Annotated in this window: 12 protein-coding genes; 3 read left to right on the forward strand and 9 right to left on the reverse strand. The window is 28.5% G+C overall.

All coding sequences use genetic code 11. The features are described 5' to 3' along the window. Positions 1-77 precede the first annotated feature (77 nt). From XO12_RS07970 to XO12_RS08005, 8 genes are all read right to left on the reverse strand, one after another. Entirely contained in the window at positions 78-1,913 is a 1,836-nt protein-coding gene (locus XO12_RS07970; protein ID WP_047265920.1) for an ABC transporter substrate-binding protein, read from the reverse strand. A 275-nt stretch (positions 1,914-2,188) separates the two neighbouring features. Continuing rightward, entirely contained in the window at positions 2,189-3,463 is a 1,275-nt protein-coding gene (aroA, locus tag XO12_RS07975) for a 3-phosphoshikimate 1-carboxyvinyltransferase (RefSeq protein ID WP_175420082.1), read from the reverse strand. Beyond that, on the reverse strand, positions 3,460-4,278 hold the full coding sequence (aroF, locus tag XO12_RS07980) for a 3-deoxy-7-phosphoheptulonate synthase (RefSeq protein WP_052913205.1): 819 nt from the start codon (positions 4,276-4,278) through the stop codon (positions 3,460-3,462). The genes aroA and aroF overlap by 4 nt, the downstream gene beginning before the upstream one ends. Positions 4,279-4,327: 49 nt before the next feature. Beyond that, positions 4,328-5,353 (reverse strand): DUF6544 family protein, encoded by a 1,026-nt coding sequence (locus XO12_RS07985; protein WP_156166149.1) that lies wholly within the window; start codon positions 5,351-5,353, stop codon positions 4,328-4,330. A 230-nt stretch (positions 5,354-5,583) separates the two neighbouring features. Beyond that, positions 5,584-7,233 (reverse strand): alpha-amylase family glycosyl hydrolase, encoded by a 1,650-nt coding sequence (locus XO12_RS07990; RefSeq protein ID WP_084822655.1) that lies wholly within the window; start codon positions 7,231-7,233, stop codon positions 5,584-5,586. Between the two features lie 10 nt (positions 7,234-7,243). Next, positions 7,244-8,317, reverse strand: coding sequence for a glucose-1-phosphate thymidylyltransferase (locus XO12_RS07995; protein ID WP_047265918.1), 1,074 nt, complete (start codon positions 8,315-8,317; stop codon positions 7,244-7,246). After that, positions 8,314-9,078, reverse strand: a complete 765-nt coding sequence (locus XO12_RS08000; protein WP_047265917.1) for an inositol monophosphatase family protein — start codon at positions 9,076-9,078, stop codon at positions 8,314-8,316. Before XO12_RS08000 ends, XO12_RS07995 begins: the two co-directional genes overlap by 4 nt. Continuing rightward, entirely contained in the window at positions 9,075-10,877 is a 1,803-nt protein-coding gene (locus tag XO12_RS08005; protein ID WP_175420083.1) for a TIGR03960 family B12-binding radical SAM protein, read from the reverse strand. Before XO12_RS08005 ends, XO12_RS08000 begins: the two co-directional genes overlap by 4 nt. 148 nt (positions 10,878-11,025) lie before the next feature. Here XO12_RS08005 and XO12_RS08010 point away from each other — a divergent pair, with 148 nt between their 5' ends. The 3 genes from XO12_RS08010 to XO12_RS08020 are packed head-to-tail and all read left to right on the forward strand — an operon-like array spanning position 11,026 to position 13,999. Then, complete coding sequence (locus XO12_RS08010) at positions 11,026-12,288, forward strand: sugar ABC transporter substrate-binding protein (protein ID WP_175420084.1); 1,263 nt, start codon at positions 11,026-11,028, stop codon at positions 12,286-12,288. Between the two features lie 8 nt (positions 12,289-12,296). Continuing rightward, entirely contained in the window at positions 12,297-13,172 is an 876-nt protein-coding gene (locus tag XO12_RS08015) for a carbohydrate ABC transporter permease (RefSeq protein ID WP_175420085.1), read from the forward strand. Further along, positions 13,169-13,999 (forward strand): carbohydrate ABC transporter permease, encoded by an 831-nt coding sequence (locus XO12_RS08020; RefSeq protein ID WP_047265913.1) that lies wholly within the window; start codon positions 13,169-13,171, stop codon positions 13,997-13,999. Before XO12_RS08015 ends, XO12_RS08020 begins: the two co-directional genes overlap by 4 nt. A 30-nt stretch (positions 14,000-14,029) precedes the next feature. Here XO12_RS08020 and XO12_RS08025 read toward each other — a convergent pair. Beyond that, the coding region (locus XO12_RS08025; RefSeq protein ID WP_175420086.1) for a hypothetical protein at positions 14,030-15,648 on the reverse strand (1,619 nt) is incomplete at its 5' end.

Here is a 15,648-nt window from a genome sequence, read left to right on the forward strand (position 1 = left end):
AAACAAAAAAAATAGGGGAAGGACCTTCCCCTCCCCTTAAAATTAAAATTAAAAGTTATTAAATAAATTTTTCTAAATTATTCATCTGATTTCCAGTATGCGTAATAATCGTCACCTGGTCTAATTGAATTTGGATACCAACCTTTTAACCATTTTCTATGTACTCTTACACCTATTGGTTGATATAATGGAACACCTAATCCTTCTCTGATTACAAATTCCTGTACTTTTATATATATTTCTTTTCTTGCTTCAGGATCTGTTAATGATGCTGCTTCTTCTATCATTTCATTTAATGATTTTCCGCCAAAGAATGCCTGTGGTTTGTTTGCAAATTGTGCATATTTTTCACCAAAGTAATAACCATAGTCACCATTACTGTGGTAGAATGTGTAAATAAAGTTGTTTGGATCTGGATAATCTGCTAACCAACCTAAGATGTATAATGGCATTTTACCATTTTTTCTTGCATCTAAGAATGTTGGCCACTGAACACCTCTAACTTCTGCCTGGAATTTTGCATTTATTTTCTTTAAAGAATCTGCTAATAATTCTGCTGATTTTTGTCTTGCTGCGTTTCCTGTGTTGTAAAGTATTGTCATTTTGAAACCTTTTCTCCATAATTGTCCTCTAAATGCTCTCTTGAAGTATTTTGTTGCTTCTTTTAAATCGAATTTTGGTTTTGGTAAATTATCGTCATATCCTAAGAAACCTTTTGGCATTGCTGTTGGTACTAATTCGCCATATCCATCTAATACTTCATCGATCATCTTTTTGTAGTCAAATGAATATATGAATCCTAATCTTACATTTTTATCTGCAAAGAAATCTACAGGTATTCCATTTCCATCTAATTTTCCGCTTCCAATATATGGAGAATCTGGTTTTACCTGCCAATTGAAGTTTAATGTTGTTACAGATACGCTTGGTAATCCTTCGATAATTTCTATATCAGGATTTCCTTTTATCTGGCTTAAGTATTGTGCTGGAACTGCTACAATATCAGCTTCACCTTTTTCTAATAATGCTTTTCTTGTTGACCATTCATCTACTCCCCAGATAACTACGTTTTCAACTTTTGCTGGACCTCTCCAGTATTCTGGGAATGCTTTTAATGTTACTTTCTGTTCTGCTCTGTTCCATTCTACTAATTCGTATGGCCCTGAACCTATTTCTTTTGCATATAATGGTGAATCTTCTTTTTTCCAATCATGGAATTTCCACCATCCGTCTGCTTTTCCGTCCCATAATCCTAATCCCATTGCTGCTTTACTGTCTAATATTGCTCCCCATGATGAACCCTGAGCTATGATGTTTAAAAAGTATACTTTTGGTGCTGCTAAATGGAATACTACGTAATCTCCATCTACTTCTACTTTTGAATTTATATATTTTTCATAGAAATCTAATAATATCTGTTTTGCTTCATCATTTACTGGTTCTTTTGTTTCAGGATTTACTAATTCTGACCATGATTTTCCAGTTAATCCTTTTACTGCTGATTTTAAGCTGAAGTAATCTCCAAAGAATACTTCGTATAACATCCAGATTGGTCCTCCACCAGGATTTCCAATTAATGCTCTTTCAAATGTGTATTCTACGTCATATGGTGTTAATTCGTTTCCGCTGTGGAATTTAACCCCTTTTCTGATTTTGAATTTTACTGTATTTCCGTCTATTTCCCATGATTCTGCTATTCTTGGTTCAAATTCACTTAAGCTTGAACCTTTGTACTGAATTAAGTTATCATATACGTTATAAATAACTTCTCCACTTGCTGTATCATATGCTTGATGTGGATCTAATGTGTCTGGTTCCCCAATTGTTACGTCAACGATTGTATTGGGGTTCATAACTGCTGCAAATGTAAAGATAGAAAATACTAACAATAATGCTACTAAAAGTCTCTTCATACAGTCCCCTCCTTATATAAAATTTATTCCGGATATATTTTACCACAAAAAATCTAAAATTACAAATACTTTATCAAAGTTTCTTAGAGATTAAGTAGCTTCAACATTATTATCTTTCATATTTCATTATAATAAATTTTAACATTTATAATTTTCTTATTATTATGAATTTTCTTTCATAATCTCTTTATTTTGAGTTTTTACTTGTAAATTCTATGTAAATTGAATATATTTTATTATTTGAATTTTTCAAAAAGCAAAGATTTGATTCTTATTCAAGTTTTTTTACTTTCATCAGCAATATTAAGTAAAACTTTATAAAACTCTGGAAAAGAAATATTTACAGACACTGTATTGTCTATTTCTATTCCCTCTTCACTTATTAATCCAGCTATTGAAAACATCATTGCTATTCTATGATCATTATACGTTTTTATTTTCCCACCAATTATTTTCTGTTTTCCCTCTATTTCAAATCCATCTTTTAATTCTTTAATGTTAATTCCTATATTTTTCATATTTTCAATAACTGATGTTATTCTATCACTTTCTTTTACTCTCAATTCTTTAGCTTTTTTTAGTACTGTTTTCCCCTGTGCTTTAGCTCCAATTAAAGCTAATAAAGGTAGTTCATCTATGGCATTTGGGATTAATTTTTCAGGAATCACAATTCCTTTTAAATCATTAGAAGTTTCAGCTATTATTTTTCCAATTGGCTCTGGCTCGCTTTCATGAATTTCATAATAAATATTTGCATTCATTTTTTCTAATATTTTTAAAAATCCTATCCTTGTATGATTAAGATTTACATTATTTATTTCTATTTTTGCGTTTTGATGTAATATTGCAAGGGTTATAAAGAAAGAAGCTGAAGAAAAATCACCCGGGATTTTGAAATTTAATGGTTCAAGATCAGATTTTCTTATTCTAATTAAATCTTTTTTTATTTCAATATTTGCATTCATAAATTTTAATAATCTTTCAGTATGATCTCTCGTTCCTTTATCTCCTTTTATTATTGTCTCTCCATTAGCTTTTAAACCAGCAAGAATTATAGAAGATTTTAATTGAGCACTTGGAATAGGCATTTCATACTCAATAGACTTTAATTCACCACCTTTAATTATTAATGGCATTCTCTCATTTCTTGATTTTATTTCTGCCCCCATTAAATTCAATGGTTCAATTATTCTTTTCATAGGTCTTTTTGATAACGATTTATCTCCATATAATATAAATAGTCCATTTTTAGATGCTAAAAAGCCGCTCATTAAACGGGCTGTTGTTCCTGAATTTCCACAATATAATGGGCTTTCTATTTCTTTTATGTTTTTTGGTATTACTATCAGTTTGCTAAAATCTCCTTTGAATTTTACACCTAACTTTTTTAATATATTATATGTTCTTTTTGTATCATTAGCATTTAAAAGATTATATATTATACTTTCATTCTTAGCCATAGAAGATAGTATCAATGTTCTATGAGTTATTGATTTATCAGCTGGAACTATTATTTTTGCTCTTATTTTTCTTATCGGTTTTATCTTCATAATATTTCTACTCCAAAGGTTCTTGATATTTTCTTCAATTCTTTTACGATTGTTTCAAAACTTTTGAACATTAAACTTTGTTTTCCATCAGATAATGCTATTTGTGGATTTGGATGTATTTCAACCATTATTCCATGTGCTCCAACTGCTAAAGATGCTTTTATTAAATCAGGAATAATATCACTTCTTCCCGCCGCATGACTTGGATCTATAATTATTGGTAAATGTGTTTCTTGTTTTAAAACAGGTATTGCAGAAATATCCAATGTGTTTCTTGTTTTAGTTTCAAAAGTCCTTATTCCTCTTTCACATAATATAATATTTTTATTTCCTTCAAACGCTATATATTCTGCAGAATATAAAAATTCTTCTATTGTCATCATAAACCCTCTTTTTAATAATACTGGTTTATTTAATTTCCCTACTTTTTTCAATAATCCAAAATTTTGAGCATTTCTAGAACCAATTTGAATTATATCTGCACATTCATTCACCATTTTCAAGCTATCTTCATCTAAAGCCTCAGTAATTACTTTCAAATTATATTTTTCTGCTGCTAATTTCAAATACTCAAGTCCTTTTTTACCTAAACCTTGAAAAGAATATGGAGAAGTGCGCGGTTTAAAAACTCCTCCACGCATTATTTTTACATTTAATTCGGAAAGAAAATGTGCTGTTTCCTCTATTATTTCTTTATTTTCAACTGAACAAGGTCCAGCTATTATCGTAAAATAATCTTGTCCTATTTTTACATTTTCTAAATCAATAATTGTATTTTCATTTATTGATTTTCTATTCACTAATTTCAAATCCATTTTCTCCTCCAACAAAAAACTATTTTTATTTTTATTTTTATATTGTTAATTAATTATAATTAATATCTGTAATCTCAAGTTTATACCATGCAAAGTCTCCTTCTTTTAATTTCCAGATAACTGTTGCTTTAGTTGGAATTCTTATACCTTCGAACTCTTTATAACTATTTGGATCTATTTGTATAAACCAGTTTTCCAAAGTTGATTTACCTTTGCGTTCATAATAACGTTTAGCTTCAAAACTCACTATATCACCTTTTATGTTAAATTTAAATATTCCTGAAGCTGTAATTCCACTATAATTCATTACAGCTTTAACCGTTGTAGGATCAACCTGTTCCCATTGAATATATTTATTTAAAACCGCCGTAGGAAACCAAATAGTTTCTCCAAGATATCTTAACATCGTTCCCTGGTCTATTTCTTTTCCTTTAGAATCTACAACTGTTATTAAAGACAGTAATTTAATAAGCATATGCCCTTCCCCATTTATATATTTGTCTCTTCCTAAAAGGGATATACCTAAAGGAGCTTTAACATCAGCTACCCAGATAAAACCGGGCTTTTCCGTTTTAAACCACTGTTCAGCTCTAACATCCATCCATTTCCCCTCAAGAGTTGTGCGCATTTTTCCAATTTGTTTTAGATGAACTTGGTTAATAATATCTTTGCCAATTACATTAGATTGTTCAAGCCATTTTTGAATAATCGGTGGCAAGCTGTTGATCATTTCCTTTGTCATTATTTTTCTTTCAAAAATTGAAGGTATGACAAATGATTTTAATTCATTTTTTACCATCGTATTAAAATTCCAATTACCATAACCAATAATTATTCCAACTATAAGGATAATATTTGCTATTGTTCCATATTTTGCATCTTGCCAATACATAACGATAAGTACTTGCGAAAGTAAAATAGTTGGAACTGCAATTATCCACCACCAATCATAGTCTAATAAGAGAATAATTGCTACGATGATAAGTAATAAAGCAGAAATTAACCATAAAAGTCCTATTGATTTAGAAATATTTTGTGTGAGTTGATTTATTTCAACAAGCTGAAACGCTTTCACAAAACCCATTAAATGAATTAATCCATGGATGATAATGATAGATGCAAAAAGTATTTTTATCATAGTTTTTTATCCCCTTTCCCCATTATATAAATTTTTAATGCACTATAAAAAGTATATTATGAAAAAACTATTACACCTAAAAACATCTTACAAATTATTATAGCATCGATTTTTAAAAATTTATAGTAATTTTTGATTAAAAAAGCTTGTGCTTTTGCACAAGCTTTTTAATCTTTAAAAATTATCCATGAATATTCATAAGGTTTCAATTTGATTTTTGAGATTTTTTCTTTACTAAATAATTCAAAACCTTCACTTTTCAATTCAATACTCTTATTTTCCTCAGATAAATTATGAAAGGCCCACAACATTCTATTTTTTAATTTCTTTTTTACTACAAAAATAGATTTATTCTTTACAGGCACAACTTCACCTTTTTGTTCAAAAAACTCTATGTTTTCTTTCCTAATTTTCAACATATTTTTTACTGTATTAAATACAATATATTCTTTTGAACTTTTGTTTTTTAATTTTTTTTCAATTTCATCCCAATTAATAGGACCTCTATTTAAAAATCTTGAGTCTTTAAAACCTGTTTTTTCAACCATTTTATTATAAAAATCATAGTCATTTTCTAAAGCTATTTCATCTCCATAATAAATAATAGGAGAACCTTCTGTGGTAAACAATATAGAAAATGACAGTAAAACTTTTCTAATATCTTTATCTAATAATTCATATAATCTTCCTGAAATCCCTTCGCCTTCTCTAAACGTCCAAAGCCTATTTTTTAAATAATATTTATTCATCTTTTCTCTTTCTTCTTTTGTTACAAATTCAAGAGTTAACTCATCGTGACACCTTAAGAACGTAAACCATCTGCAACTTTCAGGAATATTTGGCGTGTTTTCTACCTTTAAAGCTTCAAAAACATGCATATAATTTTTTTCAGCTAATGTAAGAAAAATCTTTGGCATTAATGGAAAATGATATCCCGCATGACATTCATCCCCATTGCCAAAATATTCTACTACATCCCTTGGTTTCAAATTAGCCTCTGCAACTAATATTGTACCTTTTTCTAAATAATCTAATGAATTTCTAAAAATTTTTAATATTGTATGTGTTTGAGGTAAATTTTCACAATTCGATTCTTCTTCTTTCCATAAAAATGGGGCAGCATCCATTCTAAATCCATCTATTCCCATTTTTTTCCAGAATACTAATATTTTTATCATTTCAATTAGTACTTGTGGATTTTTATAGTTTAAATCTGGTTGAAAAGGATAAAATCTGTGAAAATAATAATCTTTTGTTTCTTCATTATATTCCCAATTGCTATTAACCATTCCCTTAAATAATAATCTTGCTTCTTTATATTTATCAGTATTTTCATTCCAGATATAATAATCTCTATATGGAGAATTTTTTGAACTCTTAGCTGATTTAAACCACGGATGTTCATTTGATGTGTGATTAATAGCTATATCAAATATTACCTTTATTCCTTTTTCATGGGCTTTATCAAGAAATAATTTGAAATCTTCATTGCTTCCAAGATCTTTTCTTATTTTATAGTAATCTTTGATGTCAAATCCTTGATCCATTAGAGGTGAATCCAAAACAGGTAATAACCAGATTGTGTTTATCCCTAAATCTGACAAATAATCGATTTTATCCGTTAATCCTTTGAAATTTCCTGCGTATAAATCCACATAAAGTGAATATATTACTGCCTTTTTATACCATTTGTAATCTAATTCTTTTTCGGAAAATTGTTGTTTTTCAGATTTTAAGTATTCAATTAATTCATTTAATTTATTTTCTGTACTTTTAGGATAAACATCATACCATAATTTTTCTATATGTTTTAACATATAAACACCTCTATCTTGGAATTTCTATTTTTGAATAATCACCTATTACCAATTTTATTGATTTTGGTTTCGAATCTGAGCTTATAACTGTGGCATTTGCTCCAATTATACTTGAGTCTAATCTTGTTTCTAAATGTGCTATTGTTGCTTTATCTAATATAATTGAATTTTCTAATTCAGCATTTTCTATAGTTACATTTTCTCCAATACTAGTATATGGACCTACATATGAATCAGAAATTAATACATTATCTCCTATAATTACAGGACCCCTAATAACACTATTTAATATTCTCGAATTTTTTCCTATTATTACATTTCCATGTATTGAAGAATTTTCATATACAATACCTTCGTTTTTACTTTCTTTTAACTGCTCTAATATTTTTCTATTTGCTTCTATTAAATCTTCCGGTTTCCCAGTATCCTTCCACCATCCATATACAATATGTGCTCCAACATTTTTATCATTTTCCAATAACCATTGTATAGCATCCGTTATTTCCAATTCCCCTCTCCATGAAGGTTTTATATTTTTTATAGCCTCAAAAACAATTGGTTTAAAAATATAGACACCTATAATAGCTAAATTAGATGGTGGATCTTTAGGTTTTTCAACAACACTTATAACTTTATTATCTTTTAATACAGCAATACCAAATCTCGATGGATCTTCAACTGGAGTTAAAAGAATAAATGAATCCATATCATTATTATCAAAATCTTTTATGAATTTTCCAAGATCTACTGTAACCAAATTATCTCCTAAATACATTAAGAATTCTTCATCTTTTAAAAACTCTTCTGAAATAGCTACAGCATGCGCTAAACCCTTTGGTTCCTCCTGAACTATATATGTTATATTTAATCCTAAGCTTGAGCCATCACCTAAAGTTGTTTCAAAATCAGATTTGTTATCAGGATTAACAACTATCCCAACGTCATTAATTCCAGCTTCCTTTATCATTTCCAAACTATATACTATAGTTGGTTTGTTTGCAATTGGTATTAATGGTTTTGCATTTGTAAAAGTCAATGGTCTTAATCTTGTTCCTTTACCTGCACACAATATTAACGCTTTCACAACAACACCCCCTGTAAATTTTTAATTATATCTTTATAGATATATGGATTTGAATAAATATTTTTTTTATTAAATATATTTGTCCTGTTACCATAATAATCAGTAATTATTCCCCCGGCTTCTTTTACTATTATATAACCAGCTGCAACATCCCAGGGATTGCCTTTTACCGAAATAAATGCATCAAAATATCCTGTTCCAACATATGCAATTTGTAATGCTGCGGTTCCCAACAATCTTATTCTCATAACCTTTGTCTCAAAGGCTTCAAAAAATTTAAACGTTTTTCCTCTTATGTTTCCCGTTGAAATCATAGCATCTTCTAAACTTTTGGACCAATTAGGAATAATTTTTTCATCATTATACTTTATGCCTTTATTTTCTTCGGCTGTTATAATTTGATTTATTACTGGAGCATATATTATACCATATTTTGGTTCATCATTTTCAACATAAGCTGCGGATATACAAAACATTGGTAGCATTTTAGAAAAATTAACAGTTCCATCTATTGGGTCTATTACCCAATATCCATTTGTTTTAGGTTTTTTATCTTTTCCGCTTTCTTCACCAAAAAAACCTATTTCAGGAAATTGCTTTGTTAATGCGTTATATAGATATTCTTGAACTCTTAAATCAAGAGAAGTTACTAAATCATGTTTTGATGATTTACTCGATATTGTAAATTCTTTTTCTCTCCATTCAAGAAGTTTTTTTCCAACTTCAATTACTTTTTCTTTCAAAAAATCAAATTCTTTCATTTTTCCACCCGCTTAACTAAAATATTATTTAATCCTGTTTTTATACATACACCACATAATGTACATATATCCCATCGACAATCATCTGTTGTTTTTCCATCTGTTGCTTTTTTCATCTCGTTATTTATAAAATCATCCTTTAATAAAATATCTATTATTTTCCATGGTAATTCATCAGTTTCTATTTTTTCAAGATATTTTTTAGTATCAATGCCTAATTCATTTATTTTTCTTGCCCATTTTCTGAAATCAAATTCTTCATCCCACTCATCAAATATTGCATTTTCCTCTAATGCTACTTTATATATTAATTCCGATATTTTTCTATCTCCTCTTGATAATAATGCTTCAATTAAACTAATGTACGGATCATGAATCTTCAGTTTTGCAAATTTTCTTATCTCATTTAATATTTTTATTTTTTCTTTTATCTCTTTTGGTTGATAAAATCGCTCTTTTTCAAAAGGTGTGTGCGGCTTTGGAATAAATATCGATACATTTACTGTTATATCCTTTATTTTTATTTCTTTTTTTATTTTTTTTGTTAATTCAACTATGGCTCTCACATCTTCTTCTGTTTCTGTTGGAAGACCTATCATAAAATATAATTTTATTCTTCTCCAGCCTGAGTTTTTTGCATATTTTACCACATTGAATATTTCTTCTTCTGAGATATTTTTGTTTATTACATCTCTTAACCTTTGAGAACCAGCTTCTGGTGCAAAGGTTAGTCCTGTTTTTCTTGCACCAGATATTTTGCTTCCGATTTCTATTCCAAATTTATCAACTCTACTTGAAGGAAGTGATATGGAAATTCTATTTTCTTTAAGAAATGGTTCTAATTCATTTAAAACATTTTCCAAATCAGTATAATCTAACGTGCTTAAAGATAATAGGGATAGTTCATTATAGCCTGTCTTTTCAAGCGTTTCCAAAGATAAGTTTATTATTTTTTCTGCTGTTCTTTCTCTTACAGGTCTATAATAAAACCCAGCATGACAAAATCTACATCCTCTATTACATCCCCTCATTATCTCTACTATCGCTCTATTATGTATAGTTCTAATTTTAGGAACAATTTGTTCAGTTGGAAATGACGTATTATTGAGATCCCTAATTTTTCGTATTTTTATCCTTTTCTCATAATCAGGAACTACAAACCCTGATTCAGTCTCCTTTAATTTATAATATTTCGGCACATAAAAACCTTCTGTTTCATAAATTCTTTTTATTTTTTCTTCTCTGGTTATATCGCTAGATAATATTTCTATCAGATCATCTATCACCGCTTCACCATCGCCATTATAAAAAGCATCGATAAAATCAGCAATGGGTTCCGGATTAGATGCACTAGGGCCGCCTGCTATAATTATAGGATCATTTTCTGATCTATCTTTAGAATATATTGGTATATTTCCAAGTTTTAAAGCATGAATAATATTTGTATATGAAAGCTCATATTGAAGCGTTATTCCAATTAAATCCATTTCTTTTATCGGTGTATATGTTTCCAGAGTATATAACGGAATATTTGCATTTTTCATTTCTTCTATCATGTCTTTCCAAGGTAAAAAAATTCTTTCCGCAAAGACATTTTCCTTTTGATTAAATGAATGCATTAATATTTGAAATCCCGTATGAGACATTCCAACTTCATATAAATCTGGAAACATCAATCCGATTCTTATTTTATTTTCCACTTTTTTTATTCTTAAATTATATTCTCCGCCTATATATCTTGCAGGTTTCCTAACTCGATGTAAAACTCCAGATGCAAATAACCACTTTCCTATATTCATATATTTCCTCCTAAAACCATTTTATGATTAAGTATATCATAATTGTTTTTAATATATGTAAAATTTAGAAAAAAACTTTTTGATTAATCTATGTTAAATATGGTATAATAAATTGTAAACACAATCATAAAATCAGGGGGTGTTATGTATGAAAAGGTTGTTTTTGATTATTTCTATTCTTTTAGTTTCTCTATTTGTATTTTCAGAAGAAGTTATCACGTTAAATCTAATTGAAGCATTTTCAAGTCCGTGGAGAACACCTACATTAAACAAAATAATTGAAATGTTTGAAACATTAAATCCCGGAGTAAAAATAAATGTCATCTCACCACCTTATGAGACAGCATATCAAAAAATAAATTTAATGGTTAGCACAGAACAACCACTTGACATTGTAGAAATTGGAGATTGGAATTTAAGCACTTTAGCTGCAATGGGAAAATTAGAAGATTTAACTCCTTATATTAATAATTGGCCAGAAAAAAATGATTTAATAGATGGGGTTTTAGAAGCTGCAAGTATATATAAAAATACACCTTATTTATTGCCTCATGGAATATTTGTAAAAACGCTATTTTATAGACCTGATATTTTATCTAAATACGGATTTAAAAATTACCCTAAAACAATGCAAGAAATGTACGATATGGCAAAAAAACTTACAAAATCTGGGAAAAATCAATATGGTTTTGACTTCAGAGGAAAAGGATACCCTACTGCATTTATAGATATTGTAGTAACTTCTTTCTTTGATGATATTGATCCAAATAATATGTATTTAACAAAGGATGGGAAATTAATTTTTGATGACCCTAGAGCTATTGAAGGTTTAAACTTTTATGTTAGCTTATTTAAAGATACTGCTCCAAAAGATTCTGTTAATTGGGGATGGGATGAACAAGTTAACGCTTTTGTTTCTGGTATAACTCCGCTATTATTCCAGGATCCTGATACCACTGGCATGCTAAATGAAATGTTAAAACCTGGGCAATATAAAACTGCCCCCTTGCCTGTTGGTGTAAGCGGAAAATCTTATCCAACATTTGGTTTTGTTGGATGGGGAATACCAACATATTCCAAACACAAAGATTTAGCATGGAAATTTATAAAATTTGTTAGTTCTTCAGAAATCAACGGATATTGGAGTAAGAGTTATGGTGCTTTACCTATATTAAAGTCCGTCTATAAATACGACTCATATTTTAGTTCTAATATTTTCGAAGGATGGACAGAAATGTTTAAAGATCCTAAACATTATCAATTCACACAATATTCATTAGATAATGAAAATTGGGGAAAATGGAATGAATTCCAGGAAAAAACAATGCAACAGGTATTATTGGGAAAACTTTCTGTTGTTAGATGTTTAAAACAATGGTCAGACTTCTGGAAAGATGCTGGTATTAAATAGGTGATTAAATGAAACAAAGAAAATTTATTATACTTATGCTATTGCCAACAATTCTTTTAATTTCATTTATTATTTTATACCCCACGATAAGTGGGGTTTTGCTTTCTTTCAAAAATTATTCTATTTTTAATTTTGGAAAAGTCAAATGGGTAGGTTTTGAAAATTATAAAGAAATCTTTTCTGATGTTTTTTACATTGATATTATCTGGAATACAATAAAATGGATTTTCTTTTCTGTATTTTTTCAATTAATCTTTGGGTTTATTCTGGCATTATTAATGAAAGAACCGTTTAAAGGAAGAGGATTATATGCAGGGTTTGTTTTTTATCCATGGGCAATATCTGGTTTTGCTATAGGACTAATATGGTCATGGTTACTTAATGGTCAATTTGGAGTAATAAACGATATATTATTACGAATAGGCTTTATTAAAGAAGGTTTTAACTTTTTATCTGATCCGTCATTGGCAATGTTTTCTGTTATATTGGTAAATGTATGGTATGGCATACCATTTTTCGCTATTATGATTTTAGCCGCATTGCAATCAATACCAGATTCATTGTATGAGGCTGCCGAAATTGATGGCGCAGGATATTTCACAAAACTTTTTAAAATAACTATTCCATATATTAAACCTACATTAATAAATACTATTTTATTAAGAATAATATGGGTTATGAATTTCCCTGATGTTATATATGGAATGACTCGAGGCGGACCTGCTGGAAGCACAGAAATATTATCAGTAAAAATGATTAATACTGTATTTTATGAATCAAATTATAGTAAAGCTGCTGCTCATGGTGTAATTATAGTTACTGTTCTTGTATTATATACTATTATGTATTTAAAATTGACTTCTAAAAAGGAGTTTTCATTATGAAGAAAAAAACAATATGGCAAATTGTACGATTTATATTATTAGCATTATTTTTATTATTTGCTATATTTCCTCTTTACTGGATTATATTAACTTCATTTAAACCTGTATATGAATTATATACATTTCCAATAAAATATTGGACAAATAATCCAAGTTTATACGGATACAGAAAATTATTTGAATTTGTTAATTTCAAACAATATTTTTCTAATAGTATTTTTGTTTCTTTAATTGCAGCTTTTATCTCAACAATTTTTGCAATGTTAAGTGGGTATATATTATCTCGAAAAGAGTTCAAATGGAGATATATTGTTATTTTATATCTATTTTTCTCCCAAATGATACCGTCATACCTAATTATGGTTCCACAATACATTATGTTCTCAAAATTCCATTTGATTAATAAATTAATTAGTATAATAATAGTATATAGTGGTTTTGGTGCAGCATTTAGCACAATTATGGCTAAAGGTTTTTTTGATAGAATTCCAAAGAGCATAGAAGAAGCTGCTTTAATTGACGGATGTAATGAAATACAATCATTATTTAAAATTACTGTTCCATTAATGCTTCCTGGATTATCTGCAATTTTAAGTTTTTCGTTTGTTAATAACTGGAATGAACTATTTACAGCTGTTATGTTTTTAAACACTGCAGATAAATATACTGTCCCTGTTGGTTTATATTCAATTGTATCAAAAGCAGGAATTCAATGGAATGTGTTATCTGCAGGCATAGTTATAGCTCTTTTGCCAACTATAATTGTTTTTTCCATTGCACAAAAATATATTATATCAGGTTTAACTCAAGGAAGTTTAAAGGATTAAAAACAAATCCCGGTAAAACCCGGGATTTGTTTATTGAATAGGCGAACTTTCCAACCAACTTTCAATTTCAACATTATATAGCTTATTCTTAATTTCTTCCTCATTTGTTGTTCCCCAGAAATTTCCATTTACTCTAACAGTATTAGACGTGTTGTTGTATATATTGTATGTCTTATTATCAAGATAATTTCCTGAAATTTCTTGTTCAACATCTGGAGAAACAAATTGATTAAAGTAAATTCCATAATTATTATTTATTAATTGGTTTCCTTCAAAGGTTAGTAACGCTCCATTATCAATATAAATTCCATAATCCAAGTCTTCAAAATCGGAATTTTTGAACCCTATCATTGCACCATTTCCAATATATACACCTTTTCTACTATAATTTGTATCAGATGAATCATTTGTAAATCTGCAATTATCGAAAATCATTGAATAAGAGGAGTTGTAATACAATAAATATTCATTATAGAAATTATTATTATAATTATTTTTAAAATCAATATTATTAAATTCTATATTCCCAGAAATATTCCCATTAAACTGCAAATAAGCGATGGTTGAATCTTTTGTTAACAAATCACCACCAAATTCATTAATACTATAAAATTCTTTGATTACACTAGACTCAATAAATACATTTTTGACTCCCCAGTTGCTATTTAATTCTAATGATTTAAGTGTTGAATTTTTAATAATAGTTGATATTTCGCCTCCATATACAATTAACCTTCCTATTTCAGAATTATCAATTGTTATATTGGTATAATAGTCAATATTAATACTATTACTACTTATCGATGAATTATTAATATTTACATCAGTATAACTAAGAGTATCATAATTATTTACTGTAATAGTGCTTTCATTAATTTCAGCATCAATATAATTAAAACCAAGACTTCCAACAGAAATGTTCGAATTATTAATTGTAATTTTTGTATTATTTTCACTATTTCCATCATTATATCTATTAACATTATCATTTGGTGTTAATTGAGAAATGGAATAAGCGCTAACATTTTCTAAATTAACTTTTGAAGAATTATACATCAAAAATGCTTGATCTATTGATGATATTTTTGAATTTTGAATATTTAATTCTTTGTTTTCATGAACAATAAATCCTTTATTATTAAGTACAATAGTAGAATTGCTTATTACGGCTTCGCCATTTATATCCATAAATGCATCTGCATAACCTGATTTGACATAATCAAATTCCACATAGCCTCCTTCTTCAATCTTTATACCATTCCATTTTCCTTTGATTAAAATAGATGTATCTGGTTTTAGGTATATTAAATTATCTTCACTACCATTTAATACTAAAGTACCTCTAACAATAATAGACTTATCTTCGGCGATTTTTAATGTTACTCCTGGTTCTACTGTTAATTTCCCTATGATTATTAAGTCATCTGTTATTTCATATTCTTTTTCTGAACTTTTTATTACTGAATTTAATATTATTTTTCCTGATATTTCATGTCCTAATACTACATCTTCATCTGTTGGCTCTTCTGCTAAACTATTTGTTGTGTCTATTGTTCCTTCTGTTTTTGCTTCCCCTTCTGCAAAGTAGTTGTATTGTGCGTTTATTTCTCTTGTTACTTCTGATTTGATGTCTGTTGTGTTCCCTTTAA

Origin of the sequence: Marinitoga sp. 1154 (assembly GCF_013363285.1) — a bacterium.
Lineage (GTDB): Bacteria > Thermotogota > Thermotogae > Petrotogales > Petrotogaceae > Marinitoga.